This is a genomic window from Mycobacterium basiliense (assembly GCF_900292015.1).
Classification (GTDB): Bacteria; Actinomycetota; Actinomycetes; order Mycobacteriales; family Mycobacteriaceae; genus Mycobacterium; species Mycobacterium basiliense.
In genome coordinates this window covers 2,769,513-2,785,192 of record NZ_LR130759.1, presented here as the reverse complement: position 1 = coordinate 2,785,192, position 15,680 = coordinate 2,769,513, and the positions used below count along the sequence as shown (strand labels likewise).

12 protein-coding genes are annotated in these 15,680 nt (G+C 64.6%); 7 read left to right on the top strand and 5 right to left on the bottom strand.

What is annotated here, in order from left to right; genetic code table 11:
• Positions 1-189: 189 nt before the first annotated feature.
• Positions 190-384: a ferredoxin gene (locus tag MB901379_RS11860; protein ID WP_158016873.1), complete on the bottom strand. Its 195-nt coding sequence runs from the start codon at positions 382-384 to the stop codon at positions 190-192.
• Between the two features lie 249 nt (positions 385-633).
• Between MB901379_RS11860 and MB901379_RS11855 the strand changes: the two genes are divergently transcribed.
• The gene (locus MB901379_RS11855) at positions 634-1,809 is read left to right on the top strand and encodes a cytochrome P450 (RefSeq protein ID WP_158016872.1); all 1,176 of its coding nucleotides are present in this window, start codon (positions 634-636) and stop codon (positions 1,807-1,809) included.
• Positions 1,810-1,852: 43 nt separating this feature from the next.
• Here the strand turns inward: MB901379_RS11855 and eccCa are convergent, their stop codons facing one another.
• Together eccCa and eccB are read right to left on the bottom strand one after the other, a co-directional pair.
• Entirely contained in the window at positions 1,853-6,028 is a 4,176-nt protein-coding gene (eccCa, locus tag MB901379_RS11850; RefSeq protein WP_158016871.1) for a type VII secretion protein EccCa, read from the bottom strand.
• Entirely contained in the window at positions 6,025-7,545 is a 1,521-nt protein-coding gene (gene eccB, locus MB901379_RS11845) for a type VII secretion protein EccB (protein ID WP_158016870.1), read from the bottom strand. Before eccB ends, eccCa begins: the two co-directional genes overlap by 4 nt.
• A 325-nt stretch (positions 7,546-7,870) precedes the next feature.
• On the opposite strand from eccB, the gene malQ reads away from it, so the two are divergent.
• The 4 genes from malQ to MB901379_RS11825 all read left to right on the top strand — a co-directional run bounded on the left by malQ (position 7,871) and on the right by MB901379_RS11825 (position 11,849).
• The gene (gene malQ, locus MB901379_RS11840; protein WP_158016869.1) at positions 7,871-10,045 is read left to right on the top strand and encodes a 4-alpha-glucanotransferase; all 2,175 of its coding nucleotides are present in this window, start codon (positions 7,871-7,873) and stop codon (positions 10,043-10,045) included.
• A 25-nt stretch (positions 10,046-10,070) separates the two neighbouring features.
• Positions 10,071-10,994 (top strand): LLM class F420-dependent oxidoreductase, encoded by a 924-nt coding sequence (locus MB901379_RS11835; RefSeq protein ID WP_158016868.1) that lies wholly within the window; start codon positions 10,071-10,073, stop codon positions 10,992-10,994.
• Between the two features lie 17 nt (positions 10,995-11,011).
• The gene (locus MB901379_RS11830; protein ID WP_158016867.1) at positions 11,012-11,500 is read left to right on the top strand and encodes a nuclear transport factor 2 family protein; all 489 of its coding nucleotides are present in this window, start codon (positions 11,012-11,014) and stop codon (positions 11,498-11,500) included.
• 142 nt (positions 11,501-11,642) lie between these two features.
• Positions 11,643-11,849 carry a LapA family protein gene (locus MB901379_RS11825; RefSeq protein ID WP_232022057.1) on the top strand — a complete coding sequence of 69 codons (207 nt, stop codon included), beginning with the start codon at positions 11,643-11,645 and terminating at the stop codon, positions 11,847-11,849.
• Between the two features lie 44 nt (positions 11,850-11,893).
• On the opposite strand, the gene MB901379_RS11820 is transcribed toward MB901379_RS11825, so the two are convergent.
• A complete protein-coding gene (locus tag MB901379_RS11820; protein ID WP_158016866.1) occupies positions 11,894-12,322 on the bottom strand; it encodes a type II toxin-antitoxin system Rv0910 family toxin in 429 nt (142 codons plus the stop codon).
• Between the two features lie 150 nt (positions 12,323-12,472).
• Positions 12,473-13,057 (bottom strand): hypothetical protein, encoded by a 585-nt coding sequence (locus tag MB901379_RS11815; RefSeq protein WP_158016865.1) that lies wholly within the window; start codon positions 13,055-13,057, stop codon positions 12,473-12,475.
• 221 nt (positions 13,058-13,278) lie between these two features.
• On the opposite strand from MB901379_RS11815, the gene MB901379_RS11810 reads away from it, so the two are divergent.
• Positions 13,279-15,102 carry a DUF4407 domain-containing protein gene (locus tag MB901379_RS11810; RefSeq protein WP_158016864.1) on the top strand — a complete coding sequence of 608 codons (1,824 nt, stop codon included), beginning with the start codon at positions 13,279-13,281 and terminating at the stop codon, positions 15,100-15,102.
• Between the two features lie 70 nt (positions 15,103-15,172).
• Positions 15,173-15,622 carry a DUF6941 family protein gene (locus MB901379_RS11805; protein ID WP_158016863.1) on the top strand — a complete coding sequence of 150 codons (450 nt, stop codon included), beginning with the start codon at positions 15,173-15,175 and terminating at the stop codon, positions 15,620-15,622.
• The last annotated feature ends 58 nt before the right edge of the window (positions 15,623-15,680 follow it).

The window sequence follows — 15,680 nt, the reverse complement described above, 5'->3', positions numbered from 1 at the left end:
ACTGCCACGTTGCAGAAACGTTGCATAGGAAACACATTAGATGACCCGTCTGGCTGACGGCGCGAGGGATGCCAACTATTCATTTTTCGCAAACCAAGGTTAATTAACCGTTAAACAAAAGGTTCGTACTGTTTACCGCGACTTTGGAAACCGGGCGTTGCGAGTGGCGCGTCAGCGGATCGGGTTTCGTCAGTTTTCTTCAAGGAAGAGCGCCATCTCAGGGCAGGCCGCGACGCCATCGCGGATTACCTGTGCGTCCTCGGGCCGCACCTCGTGGTCTTCGAGGATCGAATAACCTGAGTCGTCAATTGGGAACAAGTCTGGATCGACGGCGTAGCACTGGGCGTGACCGACGCATTTCGAGCGCTCGAGACGAATCTTCACGGGGCTCCTCCCTCAACCCGCCGTGGCAGGCGTCAGCTGGGACCAGACAGATCGATAGGTAGATTAGCTTGCCGATCAGCCTGAAACGACCCTCCGCCAACCCCGCCGCCAAGCCGGCCGGGCCCTGTTCCGCGTCGGATCGGGTCGGCTTGGTGGCCATCTGCCAGGCGTGCGATATTGGCCGTGTCGTTAAAGCTTGGCTGGGTTGGCGATCCGCGTGCAGAACGGACAGACGGAAGACGTGAGCGAATGAGTACCGCCAGCGAAGGGCAGGCCGGCGGATTTTACCTACCGCGGCTTGAATACTCGACGTTGCCGCTTGCCGCCGACCGCGGGGTCGGCTGGAAGGCGCTGCGCGATGCCGGGCCAGTGGTGTTCATGAATGGCTACTACTACCTGACCCGGCGCGAGGATGTGCTCTCAGCGTTACGCAATCCCAAGGTGTTCTCGTCGCGAGTGCTACAGCCGCCGGGCAGTCCGCTGCCCGTGGTCCCGCTGGCGTTCGACCCTCCGGAGCACACTCGCTACCGAAAGATTCTGCAGCCCTACTTCAGCCCGCATGCGTTGAACAAGTCCCGGCCCGTCCTGGAACGCCACGCGACCGACATGATCGCGAGCATTGCCCAGCTGGGCGAGTGCGAGGCGATGGCAGATTTTGCGCGCCTGTATCCCTACCAGGTGTTCCTCGACCTTTACGGGCTGCCACTACAGGATCGCGACCGTGTGATCGCCTGGAAAGATGCGATCATCGGCGACAAACCCTTTCTCACCCGGGACGAACTCGAGTCGGGGCAGCTCGAACTGTTCGAATACCTGGTCAACGCGATTCAACAGCGCCGCGAAAGCCCAGGTTCGGACCTGCTGTCGCAGGTAATGACCGGCCCGGGCGAATTCACCGACCTCGAGTTGCTGGGCATGAGCCACTTGTTGATTCTCGCGGGACTGGACACGGTGACGGCGGCGATCGGATTTTCGCTCTTCGAACTGGCCCGCAGACCGCACCTGCGCGCGGAGCTTCGCAACGATCCGAAACAAATCAGGGTTTTCATCGAAGAGATCGTGCGCTTGGAGCCGTCAGCACCGGTGGCGCCCCGGATTACCACCGAATTCGTCAATGTCGGCGGCATGACGTTACCGCCGGGCTCACAGGTGCGGTTGTGCATGGCCGCAGTCAACCGGGACGGCAGCGACACGATGTCCACCAATGACCTGGTCATGGATGGAAAAGTGCACCGGCACTGGGGATTCGGCGGCGGACCGCACCGCTGCCTAGGTTCCCATCTGGCGCGCATAGAACTGACCGTGATCGTCGCAGAATGGCTCAGGCAAATCCCGGACTTCGAACTGCCTGCAGGCTATACCCCCGAAATCGCTTTCCCGTCAAAGACGTTCGCGCTCAAATCGCTGCCACTGCACTGGGCGTGATCCGGTCCGAACCGGTCACACCCAGCGCAGTGCAAACGATAATCTACCGACGCACCTCGGTGAGAGCCACCTGCACGAACACGCCGGTATCCTCGGCCATCAACAGGCCTCGACCACGGGGCAGCGGACCACCCTTCATCTTGCCGCGGATGAAGCCCTCGTCGGGGTCGGCGTCCATGACCAGCAGCGGCGCATTTGCTTGATGCAGTGCCCGCAGCATCGGGTCGCTGCCGGCCGAAGACCAACCACCGAAGGTGCGCGTGACGATCACGTGTAGACCGACGTCGGCGGCCCTGGTGACCCAGGGCGCAGCCTTGTGTAACGGGGAATCGAATCCGGGTGGCAGCTGCTGGATGTCGTCGACGATCAAGAAAATCTCCGGTCCGCTCCACCACGACCGCGACAACAACTCTTCGGCTGTCAACCCGGGCGGCGGCTCACGGCCGGCCAAAACGGCGGCCAACTCGCCCATCATTGCCTGTACACCGTCGAGGTTGTAGGCGAACTTCTCCACGTAGTCGGTACCCAGCGCGGTCAGCAACTGGCGGCGCGGGTCAACCAACCACACCTGCGCAGATGGGCTCCCGGCCGGAGGCTCGGGTGCGCTGCTGGTGCCCGGCGCATACAGCCGCCCGATCTCGGACATGATGGTGGCCAGCGTGGTGGTACGCCCACATTCGCGCCGACCGGTCACCATCAAATGGCCATTCTCGGCGAAGTTGAGGTAGACCGGTTGCAGGTCCAACTCCGATATCGCCCAAGCGATCCCACCTGCACCAACGCCTTGGCGAGTGTCTCGGGCGGCCAATTGGCGTACCTGGTCCACGCCGAAGCTAGCCGGCAGGCGACGCACCGGGGGCGCCTGAGCGGTGGTGAGTCGGCTGACCGCCGCAACCACACTGTCGCACTCGAACACGTTGTCGGGGGTACTGCCCAGCGCGGGGCGAGCCACCAATGTGTGCAGGCCGGCCTGTGGGTCGCTGTCGAGTCGGACATAGTTGACGGCGACCATGCCGCGCCCCGGTTTCACCGGAACTTCCTTGGCGAACCGCGAGCGCACCAGCTTGGCGTCCTCCACTGCGGCCAGACGCAGCTCGACGCGGGAACCGAACCCACTACGCACCGGCGGCCGCAGTTCAGATTCGCGATCCGCGGTGACCACCACGTGGACCCCGAACGAGGGGCCCTGGTTGATGATCACGTTCACCTGCTCGATGAGCACCTCGTTTTCTTCGGCCAGCGCCCGGTAGTTGTCGATCACCAGGTACACATCGCCGAAGCCGTCGTCGGGCACCGGCCCGGCCTCCCCACCGAACTTGCGGCGCCGGAACATCTCCATCGAGGCGATTCCGTACTCGAGGAAGCTACGTTTGCGCTCGCGCACCAGCGCCAGCAATTCGGCTACGGTTCGGCGCACACCGTAGGGATCTGTGGGCCCGGCCACCTCACCCACGTGGGGTAGGCGGGCAACCGTGGTCAAGGCGGTGCTGCTGTATGCCAGGCAGTAGAACTGCACCTGATCGGGGGTGTGGGTCAACGCGGCCGAGCAGATCAGCGTCTGCAGCGCATTGGTCTTGCCCGCGCCTCCGGCGCCCAAAATCAGCACGTTGGCGCCCGGCCCCGATGTGTCGACTGTCCACGGCGGCTGGTCGTGCTTGAACGGCCGGTCAATGATGCCGATCGGGAACACCAAGTTCCGGGCGGACCCATAGTCCTTCTGCCACGGGTGTCCGAGGAATCGGTTGACCAAGTCGTCGATGGCGACGGGTTGGGTCAGCGGAGGCTGCCACAGCCGGTACGGCTCGAAATTGATCCTGCGCAGTTGCTCGATGATGACCGTGCCGACCTTCGGAGTCCGGATTCCTTCCTCTTCCTCCTCTTCGGCTTCGGCCTGCTCCGCCTCGACAACTTCGCCGTTGGCGTGGGCGACCACCTTGTCGATCTCCGGTCCCCCGACACTCACTTCCAGCGGGGTAAATGAGTTGGTAAAGAGTTGCGGGCGAATGTAGTCGATGCTGTGCGCCAACGCCGGCGCTTCTTCGCCGTCGATGGTGACTCCCGGCTGGTAGTAGTCCCGCCAGAGGAACTCGGCCTGGAACCGGATGATGTCCTCGAGGCTCTTGCGGAAGTAGCCCAGCCCGGCTTGTGCCGGCAGGTTCACCGCATTCGGCACGCCAGCGGCCTGTGCCGCCCCCGCGGTCCGTGCCTTCAGCACCAGGCGATAGCCCATGTTTTCCATCAGTTTTTCGGCGCGGCTCTCAATCGTCTGAGACGCCATCATCAGGTGGATCCAGTAGGCACGGCCCTGCCTGCCGATCGAGTCGAGGACGTCGACCGCGGTGGGCATGATCCGGAACCACTCATAGAACTCGTCGATAACCACGACGAGCATCGGCAACGGCGGCATGTCCTGGCCGCGCGCCCGCATCCGAGCACGCACCGAGTTGTATTCCTTGGCGTCGTCGACGCCCGCGTTGTCGCACACCGCCTTGCGGCGCGCAATCTCACCCCACAGCGCGTCGAGGAAGCGTTCCATCAGCGCCTGGTCCTCTTCGAGGTCGGTGATGATCCGCGACACGTGCGGCACTCCTGCGAATGGCTTGACCGCCGAACCACCCTTGAGGTCGGCCAGCACGAATTGGAGTTCCTCCGGCGGGTGGCCCAGCATGAGCGATTCGATCACGGTCCGCACCAGGGTCGACTTACCGGAACCAGTGGTCCCCGACATGACCCCGTGCGGACCGTCGCCACCTTCGTCAAGCGACTTCATGTCCAAGAACAGCAGCTCGCCGTTGTCGGAGCGGTTACCGAATGGCGCTCGCAACCGCGACCGGCCCATCGTGTCGGTTCGGCTGCCCCACAATGCGTCGAAGTCGATGTTCCCCGGCTCGTCGATTCCGTAGTAGGACAAGATGTCTCGGGCGCCGATGTGGGCCACCCGCTGCCCGATTTCCTCGTATGCCTCAGCGAGGCGCCATTGAGCCAACTTCTGGGAGAATTCCTCCGCCTCGGCAATGCTCATCTGGTCGGTGAGAGCGAAGAACCAGCCGTTGTCGTCGATCACCATCCAGGTGTCGCGGTCGCGAGGCAGCGCCTCGATGACACCGTTCTTGTCGAACTCCAGCTTCCGCTCGGGAACGCTGGTCCACATCGGGGAACCGGTCAGGTCGAAGAAGGTCACACCGTCGATGCCCTCGGCGCTGATCACGTATTCCCACTGCGGGTCATCGACGTCGCAGATGATCACGTGGTGCGGCGTGGGCGTTTGCGCCGACGAGCTCGCGTGCCGAGGCGTGAAAGATCCTCGTCCGGCGAACAGTTCGGCCTGCTCGGCGGCGAACTCACGAACCGAGCTGTAGACCATCCGTGCATTGCCCGCGGCGTCGAACCGCCGTGAATCACCGAAATGCGGAAGCCATTTCACCCAATCCCATTCGTCCAAGTCCGAGCTGACGACGACCAGCTGCACATGGTCAGGTCCGTGGGAGAACGTCAGCTGGCAGATGATCGCGCGCATCAACCCCAGTACCTGATCGCGCTCTCCGACCAGCGCGTACCAGGGTTCGACAAGGAGGGAAATCATCTTTGGCAGGTTGTAGACAACGCTCTGGTAGCGCCCGAACTCCTGAAGCGCCTTGCCCGTCACCGGCTCCAGCTCGATATCGGTCGGCATGTTCTGGGGCTCGCCCCAGGTCACCTCGGGGCGCGTCATTCCGACGCCGACTCGCACGACCCCAAAATTCAGGTCCTTGCCATCGGGTTTGCGCTCCCACATGCGGGCCGATCCGACGGCGGCCGTCAGCGTGCTTGGGGCCGGATGGAACCACCGGTAGTTGGCGTCCATGCTGTCCGCCGACTCCTGAGCGGTCTCCCGCAGCATGTCCAGCATCAGCATGAACTGGGCACGCATCGCGTCCAACTTCGGGCGGCTCATTTGCTGCTGTCCACCGGCGCCCATGCCGCGGAACATCATCATGAAGATGCCGACCATCATGAACAGGGGGAAGATCGAGCCGACACCGCCGAAAACGTGTGAACCGCTGGCAAAGACCATGGCCACCATGCCGCCAAGCAGCCCGACCACGACGACGCCGACCACAATCAACCACCACGGCTTCCCCTCTGGCGGGGGGATGCTCAACGGCGTCGGCAGGACGATGTTCTCGGGCTTGATTACCGGGGCCTTTTCCGGTGTCGGCCGCGCAAATCCGCGTTTCACTTGGGTACCACCAACTCTGCAGGGCTCATATCCATGGGTAGCGTGTCATGCTCCACCAACGCGTCGGCTCGCGACAGCGTCGGGCCTTGTGGCAACAGCCGCAACACCACCCACGGTGCCGGGCTGGGTGTCAGGCCTAATCCCAACGCTTCGCGCGCCTCCTTGGTGTCTTCCACCCCGAAACGCGCGCCCGCATCGGTGAGCCACCACAACGATTCGGTCGTTTGAGCGGCCGGGTTGTTGCCGGTGACGGCCACGAAGTTGGCATATTCGGGACCGAAGTAGACCTGGTCGGCTTCCCGGCCACTCATGTCGGCCTTCACCAAGTCAACCACCTTGTTCATGTCCTGCGGCTTGACCGGAATGGTGGGCCCGGAAATCACCTGCACCCGGGACCGGTTCTCACCCGCAGTCCGTTCCCACCACCAGCATGTGGACGGATTTTCCCGAATGTCCAGCACGTTCAGCGGGTCGTCGGGATAGGCAGACAGATCCAGCCTGTTCACCACCGGCATCTTGGCCAGGGCCGAGGGTTGCACCGTTATCGGCTTGGTATTCCCCGGGCGGCCGGCATTCTGCAAAATCTGGGCGACCAAGGGCGGCAATGTCTGGACCCCGTCGATCAAGACCAGCGAATACTGTTGCGGCCCGCTGATTTGCGGCGTGACCAGGATCGTCCCCACCGGGCCCGGCGCACCCGGGAAGGTCGCCTGAGACCCTGCGTCGGGCACTTCCGGCACCAGCAGTTCGGGACCAACCGGCAACGCGTCGTAGAGCGCGTGGCTCATTGGCCGGGCCTGACTGACCTGTTCGGGTGTCAGCCCCAGCGGCAGCAGCACCGAGCGATCCTTGGCGTCGATGCGGGAGCGACGTCCCTCCCGAATAACCCACGCATCACCGCCGTAGCTCAGCACCACCGCGTCGGATCCCTTCAACACCCGCCGGTGGCCGGTGAGATCGGGAGTGCCGTCGATCACGGTCACCGTCACCCCATGCGGGGAGGCGACACCCGACGATGTGGACACGGTGTCGCAAACCAGCCACGACGAGGTGGCCGGGCTCTTGGGCGAGAACTGGGACGGCGCGCCGGGGATACCCACCAGCGGTCCGTGCGGCATGGAGGCGATCTGGCTGCCCCGAACCAGATGAGGGTTTGCCGGACGCCCGGTGATCAGCCGCGCCGATGCCAGGTTCAACGCCGGGTATAACCGGTCCCCCACCCGTACGAAGAGCGCGCCCGAGTCGCGGTCAGCGATGATGGGAGAGTCGTTTATTTGACCTGACGGACTGATCAACGACCAGAGCAGCGCACCAAGGCAGATCACCAGCGAGGCAGACACCGACGCAACCACCGCGAGCGTCTGACGTCGGCCGGGTTCGATCTCCATGCGAACACGCCACCGGGTCAATGCCATCGCGGTTCGGCGGGCCAAGAACTGATAGCCCGTTACCTGCGTCCGCGTAGACAACCCCAGGCCGTACCCCGACCCCCGTTGTCCGCGGCCCTGTTCAGCCACGTTAGATCACCTTCCGGTCTGTTTGCGAACGCCTGAATATTGACCTATTCATCGGGCGACACGCTAATCACGGTGACAACCGTAGGGCACCGAAACCGACCGCGCTATGCGAAGTCGACCGCGCTGGATCCCCCAAGTATTCGCCATGTCTTTCCCTGCATGGTAGCGGCGAATCGGTGAGTCGGCGCGGCGAATCGTGCATGCCCGCGGGCACGCCCCTGACCTGCGACGCACCGGCTCAATGCAGTCGGTGTCGGGGGGATCCACCCGAGCCCGGTCGCCCTGCCCGCCGCACCACGCGCGGGTGGGACGCAAGATGGGCGACATGACTGAGCTCGCGCCCTCGTTGGTCGACCTTGCCCGGCGGTCCGGTATCGCCACCGAATACCGGGACTGGAGCGGCCAGGAAGTGCTCGTCAGCGAGGCCACCCTGGTGGCGGTTTTGGCCGCCCTCGGTGTTCCAGCGCGCACCGAGCAAGAGCGCAACACGGCCCTGGCCGCGCACCTGCGCGCGTATTGGGCCCGCTCGTTGCCGAGCACCATTGTCGCCCGCGCGGGCGCACAGACGCGGTTTTGGGCACACGTAACCCACGGCGCCGAAGCCGACGTGTGGTTACACCTCGAAGACGGCACGTTACGGGGCGGGGTGGTGCAGACCGACAACTTCACCCCGCCTTTCGATCTGGACGGACGTTGGATAGGCGAAGCCAGCTTCATGCTGCCCACCGACCTGCCGCTCGGCTATCACCGCGTGCACCTACGGTCTGGCGACCATGAGACCAGTGCCGCCCTTATCGTTACCCCGGGCTGGCTCGGCCTGCCGGAAAAGCTCGGCTCCCGCCGAGCCTGGGGCCTGGCAACCCAGCTCTACAGCGTGCGGTCGCAACAGTCGTGGGGTGTCGGTGACCTAACTGACTTGGCTGACCTGGCGCTCTGGTCGGCCTACCAGCACGGTGCCGACTATGTCCTGGTCAATCCGCTGCACGCCGCGGCACCGACAACACCCATGGAGCCCTCCCCCTATCTGCCTACATCTCGGCGCTTCGTCAATCCGCTTTATCTGCGCGTCCAGGCCATTCCCGAATTCGTCGATCTACCCAAACGCGGCCGGGTGCGCCAGCTGCACGCAGACCTGCAACGCCAGACTGACCAGCTCGACATCATCGACCGTGACAGCGCGTGGGTGGCCAAACGCGCAGCGCTCAAGCTGATCCACCGGGTACCGCGGGCCGCCGGGCGCGACCTGGCGTACGCCGCCTTCCGCGCCCGCGAAGGTCGAGCCCTCGACGACTTCGCCACCTGGTGCGTACTGGCCGAGAAATACGGCGGCGACTGGCATCGATGGCCGAAGTCGTTGCGGCATCCCGACGCCCCCGGCGTCGCCGATTTCGCCGAAAAGCACGAAGACGCGATCGATTTCCACCGCTGGCTGCAGTGGCAACTCGACGAGCAGCTCGCCGCCGCGCAGACGCGGGCGACGCAAGCCGGGATGTCGTTGGGTGTCATGCATGACTTGGCCGTCGGGGTCCACCCGAACGGGGCCGATGCGTGGGCGCTGCAGGACGTGCTGGCGCTGGGGGTGACCGCGGGCGCACCACCGGACGAGTTCAATCAACTCGGTCAGGATTGGTCGCAGCCGCCTTGGCGGCCGGACCGGCTCGAAGAGCACGGATACCGTCCCTTCCGAGCACTTATCCGGGCGATACTGCGGCATGCGGGCGGGGTTCGAATCGACCACATCATCGGGTTATTCCGGCTGTGGTGGATCCCGGAGGGAGAGCCGCCCACGCAGGGCACCTATGTGCGCTACGACCACGAGGCGATGGTCGGCATTGTCGCGCTGGAAGCCCACCGAGCCGGGGCCGTCGTGGTCGGTGAGGACCTGGGCACCGTCGAGCCGTGGGTCCGCGACTACTTACTATTGCGCGGCTTGCTGGGTACCTCGATCCTGTGGTTCGAGCTGGACCGCGACGGCAGCGGCGGCCCGCTGCCCGCCGAGCGCTGGCGCGAGTATTGCTTGTCCTCGGTAACCACCCACGACCTACCACCCACCGCCGGCTACCTGGCCGGCGACCATGTGCGGCTGCGCGAGGCGCTCGGCTTGCTAACCCGGCCCGCGCAGTCCGAACTCCAGGCTGCTCAGGCCGAACTGGCCGCATGGTTGGCCGAGTTGCGCCGGGTCGGCCTGCTGATGGACGGTCCAGACGCGGATCGGGAGACCGGGGTCGATCCGGAAAACGACGCCGAGCAGACCATCTTGGCGCTCTACCGATATCTGGGCCGAACACCCTCGCGCTTGTTGGCGGTGGCTCTGCCCGATGCGGTCGGCGACCGGCGGATACAAAACCAGCCCGGAACCACGGATGAGTACCCGAACTGGCGGGTTCCGCTGACCGGGCCCGACGGCCGCCGGGTGTTACTCGAAGACATCTTCACCGATCGCCGGGTAGCTAGCCTGCTCGACGCGGTGCACGCCCAGACGGCCCGTGCCACCAGCTGACCGGCGCCTGTTAGCTTCGGTTGCCATGGAGATCCCGCTGAAGGTGGAGGCAAAGGCGGGGGCAAAGGCGGGGGCAAAGGTCGGCATCATTGCGCCGGTGGCCAGCGGCGTCACCGCGGATCCGGACTGGATGACCGCCTTCGCGCTACATCTCGAGGCATGCGGCTTTGAATCGATCATCGTCGTCGAACACACAATCCTGGTGACCCAGTACGACAGCGTGTATCCGTATGACCGTTCCGGGGGCGTCGGGTTGGCAGCCGACTGCCCGATCCCCGATCCGCTCGATCTGCTTGGCTTCCTGGCCGGACGAACGACGCGGCTTGGGTTGGCCACCGGGGTCTTAGTGCTGCCCAACCACCACCCGGTCGTGCTGGCCAAACGGGCGGCCAGCGTTGATGTCCTCTCCGGCGGCAGGCTTCGGCTATGTGTGGGGGTGGGATGGCTTCGAGAAGAGGTCGAAGCGTGTGGGGCGGAGTTCGACAGTCGCGGACGCCGGGCAGACGAACAATTGATCGTGCTGCGGGCCCTATGGGCCGACCGACCCGAAGGCGTGTCCCACCATGGCGAGTTCTTCAACTTCGACAACGCCATGTGTTATCCCAAACCGGTTGCGCGACTCCCGATTCACATCGGCGGTCATAGCCGTGCGGCGGCACGGCGGGCCGGACGTTATGGCGACGGTTTCCAGCCCCTTGGCGTGACCGGCGCCGAACTCGAGTCGTTGATCGCGTTGATGCGCGCCGAGGCCATAGCGGCTGGCCGCGATCCGAAAGCGATCGAAGTCTCCCTGGGACACCTGGTGACCAAGATCGACAGCGAACGTGCGGGCCACTTGATCGACCAGGGCGCTGACCGGATCGTGCTGGCCATGCCGCCGGTCTCGGAGATTGATCAGGCTCACGACATCGTGTCGGACTGTGCTCAGCGGCTGGCGTCGGTCTTGTGACGCACCGCGACCGGCCGATGACCTTCCCGCTGTCCGCCCGGCCTGCGCTCAGCGATCTGGTGCACCGGTATGCGGCGCACATTGATGATCGTCAATTTGATTCCGCGGCAGCACTTTTCACGTCTACAGCGGAACTGAGGCTGCCTGACCCGCCCGCCGCGCTCGAGCCCGTTCACACGCACCGGGGGCACCGAGCCATCGCCGCGGCCGTCGCCGCCGTCGCCCACACTGTGCGTACCGAGCATGCGATCGTCGGCGAAGTCTATGACGAGCCTTTCGACCACGATTACGACGACGGCGTGCGCTCTGACCTGGCCTGCGGGCGGATCACCTGTATCGCCCACCATTGGACCCAACGTTCCGCTGAACTGGTCGACGTGGTCTGGCATCTGCGTTACGACGACGAGTATCAGCTGGCCGATGGGGGCTGGCGCATCCGTAGTCGGGCGTTGACGATCAACGCCATTGAGGTTCGACCGGTACGCCGATTGTTGCGGCGCGATTGAGCCATCGCAAAGTTGTTTGCTCCCAGCGTATTGCGGGTAGTTCCAAAAGGTGCTTACCAGCCCCATAGGCGGTCCGGCCCGATGGGTGGCAAGGAGTAGCCCTCTCTCGATCGATTCGCCTGGACCAAGTGAGCTGGAGCGGGTGCCAGGACTCGTGGTGGTCGCCGGCGTCGCATTGGCCTTCGTTGTCTCGATGGCCACCGTGGCCATCGGCCAGGTGGGGGTCGGAATCGCTGCCGCCATCGTCGGGTTGTTTGTCTCTGGCGGCGGCCTGTCCTGGCTTACCATGCAGCGCAGGCGAATTCGTGAAGCCGAGTGGCATGCCAGTTGGGGCGGTGCCCGCCGCTGAAAGCAGTCCGAGAGTCGGTCAGGCTAGCGCCGGGACTCCGGGGATCAGTGCAAAGCAGCGAGGTTGTCCACCGAGCGCCGCACCTCAGAGCGCAACACCTTGGCGACGAGGCGTCCGATCGGGCCACTGAGCAGGCCGCCCGTCAAGTCGGCGGTGAGATGAAACCTCGATCCCGGGTGGTTGGCGGCGACGGTGGTCGCCACCGAGATCCGCACTCCGCCTCGACCACGCCCCCGCAATTTGATTGACTTCGGTTCGTCGTAATCGGTGACGGTCCAGTGGATCACTTTGCGGAAGCCTTTGACCTTGATCAGCGATGATGCCTGGGTTCCCTGGTCGACCGTCGACGGCACCGTGCCGCGCCATCCACCGAAGATGGTCATCCATTCGTCGAACCGATTCAGGTTGGAGGCGATCTTCCAGGCGGATGCGGGTGGCAGCTTGGATGAAGTGCAGACCTGCACACGCGCCATGTCTAACCCGTTTTCCTACTCGATGTTTGCTCACTCTGCGTTCGGGCTTAGATACCCGTCGGCCGCGGGGGGATAAACCCCTGCTGGGCCGCGCGAGACGTGCCATCCGGTGAAAACCGGGTAGGGGAAGTACCTGGATGTACCCCGCTTCTACTCGTGGTCCGGTTGCGGCTGGCCTCCGGCCCAGGCGGAGTCCAGCTGCGTGGCGACATCGATAACCTGCGCGGCCTGCGACTGTGGGGTGTCAATTTCCTCAGCGACGTACTGCGCAATAAATCGGCGGATCTCGCCGTCAACGCCGGCGAGGATGCGTAGCACCTCGCCGCGGATGGACTTCGATGACACGTTGACGGTGATGTCGGATGGCCGTGGTTTGGCGACGTCCACTATCAGCAGTAGCGGGTTGGCCGCGCGCGCAGTAGCACGCAGCGCGATGTCCCCGGCGACAACAAAGCGTTGCTTGTCCAGCCGCAAATCCAGGAGGAGGTCGATTGACAGCGGAATGTGGATCACAAAGGTGATGAGGTCGCCCAGCTTCCGCGTCACCCGGGGCTCGCGGATCTTGACATTTGCGCTGACCTTGGCGATTCCTCCGGGCCCCTGCGCGATCGGCTCCATGGCGAACTCGCTGCCAGCGATCTCCGCGAATGCCGCCGCGACTCGGTCCGGGGTAACTGCAACCTCGAAGAATCGGCGGCCGAATTCTTCGTAGGTGACATAGTCGTGATTTTGCATAGGTTTATACCGTCTCATGTCACCCGCCGGAACGGCCGCTGATCCGCTCGCGTCGCACTAATTTCGCGGTCAATGCGGGGCCAGAGCGGTCTGCGCCGTCGACAGTGCGGTCCGCGACATGTGCCGGTGCATTGTGAACAACGCCACAAGCGGCCACTTCAATTCGGTGTGTCGGGCGGCCGCCTGCCACGCTTGGAGTACCTGGAGGTGTTTGGAGTCTCATGTGCGCCTACGAAAATGCTGAGCAGCGCTCGGCCGCATCGCGGTTCGAGGCGCTGCTCACCTGGCTTGGTGGCGGACACTGGCATGAGTTGGGCGAGCGTCATGAACGATCCACACATGCGGTCACCGGTGCGGTAGTGGCGTTCGGCACCCTGTTGGCCTGGCTCTTAGCCGCGCTGGCGGTGAACGAGGGGGCGGGCTGGCCGGCGTGGGGCGTCATCGCCGGGACCCTTGTGTTCGGCCTGCTGGTCGGGGCGGTGACCCGCGGTACCGCCGGCGGGGTAGACCGGAAGTGGTCGGGCCTTGTGGCCCGCGCCGCCATCGCCCTGGCCGTTGGCGTCGTCGTCGGTGAGCTTGCTGCGCTGGTCGTGTTTTCCGGATCAATCAATCGGCATCTCGATGAAGGCGCTCTGCGCAACGCCGAATCGGCGCCGGCAGTCGCCCAGGCGTCAACATCCCTTCAACAGGACCGGGTAGCGCGCGCTTCGTTGGACAACGCGGTCGAACAGGCGCGCGGTCGCCTGGACCAGGCCCTGGTGGTCGCACGATGCGAATACCATCCGACGCCGGGTTGCCCGCAAACCAGGATCACCGGCGTTCCCGGTCGGGGTCCCGAAACACGCACGGCCAATGAGTTTCTCGCCGATGCGCAGCGCGAGCTGGACCGCGTGTTGGCGGCGCGCGATCGTCAGGCCCCCGCCCTGGACGCCCAGGTGGCCAGTGACGAGCAACGCCTGACCGAAGCACGCCACACGGCAGTTGCCGATGCGGGCCGTGGCTTGGGCGCCCGCTGGGTCGCCATGAATGAGCTGACTTTGGCCAGCGCGGGCGCGCTGGCGCTGCGGTTCCTGACAATCGCGTTCTGCGCGCTGGTATACCTGCTACCGCTGATTCTGCGGGTGTGGCGCGGTGAGACAACCCACGACCGCCACGCGATGGCGCGCGCCGAACGTGAACGCGCGGAACTAGAGGCCGACACCGCGATCGCGATCAAGCGGGCCCAGGTGCGTAGCGCCGCCGAAATCATGTGGGCCGAGCATCAACTGACCCAGACCCGGCTAGCCATCGAGGCCCAGGCCGAAATCGACCGTGAACAGCAACGTCGCCGTGTCATCGAAGCGCTCGAAGCCCCGGTGCGCGCGTCGGTACAGCGTGCCGTCGATCCAGTGGAGGAACAGATGTATCTGCCGATCGCCGCCGAAGCAGAGGCCGCCAGCCGAGCGGTTGCCGAATTGCCCGCCGGATCGGAGAGGACCACTGCTGAGCAACCCGACCACCTTCCCGTGCAGGCGGAAACGGGGGGCACGGTGCAACCGCGCGAGGAGGAGAGCGGCACCGGGCTGATCCCGTCGATTCCGGACGCCACCAAAGCCGCGGCGCGCTGGATTCGTCCGCTGGTGCCCCCGTTCGTCGCGCGTGTCATCGACAACACGACCCAGCCGCTTCGGACCGCACGCCAGGTGTTCGAAGAAGTCGAGGAAATCGCCTTTTCCTTCAAGCGCACTCGCAAAGTGACGGTCAATTCCGAAAGTTCGGACACCGGCGAGCAACCGACGCTGCAGTCCGTGGCCGCTGATGCGGCCGAGGGCAACCGGATCGCATCGTCACGCGGCGAGCAATCGGGCGGGCCCCAGAGCGGAAACTACGATCGGCTCGATACCTATGATCGCCATCCCTCACTGGGGCAGGCGCAACCCCACGACCTTGCCGGATTGCCGGTTGGCTCGACGGCAAATGAAGGCCAGCGCGAGCTGGTTGGCCGGGACGAGCCGCGCGAGCTGCGTTCCCCTGAGGGGCCGCGCCAGCTGCCGCCCGGGAAGTAGATCCAGGCCGGCAGACTGGGAGCAGGACTGGATTTCGTGGATTTCGTGACCAGAATGACAAAGTGACGATATGAAGGTCAGCCTGTTCTTGGCGGACGCCGCGCATGCCGACGCGCAATCAGGAAAGGTCCATGCGCTGGGGATCGGGTGGCGGCAGTGCCAAACTCCCACTCCCCCTTTCGCATTGGTCCTTTTTCTGGACATTGACTGGGATGAAACCAACAGGCAGCACAATCTGAAATGCCAATTGTTGACTACCGACGGCGAGCTGGTTGTCGTGCCCGGGCCGCACGGGCCGCAGCGGATCCTGTTCGAAGCATCGGCCGAGGCGGGCCGTGCCCCCGGGGCAATCCACGGTACCTCGGTGCGAATGCCGCTCACTCTGAACATTCCGGCCGGAATTCCCTTGGAGCCAGGAATTTACGAATGGCGGGTGGAGGTGGAAGGCTACCGGCAAGCGACGGCGGTCGAGGCGTTCGTCGTGACCGGCGGGGGTCTTCCGCAAGCTACTTTCGATTGACGTTCGATCGTTAGATCGAGGGTGTGACAACTAGTTTCGCTATGCCTGCGCTGCTGCG

Excerpts from the sequence above, each read along its gene's own strand:
- MB901379_RS11815 (WP_158016865.1), bottom strand. The coding sequence starts at position 13,057 with ATGCAAAATCACGACTATGTCACCTACGAAGAATTCGGCCGCCGATTC.
- MB901379_RS11855 (WP_158016872.1), top strand. The coding sequence starts at position 634 with ATGAGTACCGCCAGCGAAGGGCAGGCCGGCGGATTTTACCTACCGCGG.
- MB901379_RS11830 (WP_158016867.1), top strand. The coding sequence starts at position 11,012 with ATGACCTTCCCGCTGTCCGCCCGGCCTGCGCTCAGCGATCTGGTGCAC.
- malQ (WP_158016869.1), top strand. The coding sequence starts at position 7,871 with ATGACTGAGCTCGCGCCCTCGTTGGTCGACCTTGCCCGGCGGTCCGGT.
- MB901379_RS11805 (WP_158016863.1), top strand. The coding sequence starts at position 15,173 with ATGAAGGTCAGCCTGTTCTTGGCGGACGCCGCGCATGCCGACGCGCAA.
- MB901379_RS11810 (WP_158016864.1), top strand. The coding sequence starts at position 13,279 with ATGTGCGCCTACGAAAATGCTGAGCAGCGCTCGGCCGCATCGCGGTTC.
- MB901379_RS11820 (WP_158016866.1), bottom strand. The coding sequence starts at position 12,322 with ATGGCGCGTGTGCAGGTCTGCACTTCATCCAAGCTGCCACCCGCATCC.
- MB901379_RS11835 (WP_158016868.1), top strand. The coding sequence starts at position 10,071 with ATGGAGATCCCGCTGAAGGTGGAGGCAAAGGCGGGGGCAAAGGCGGGG.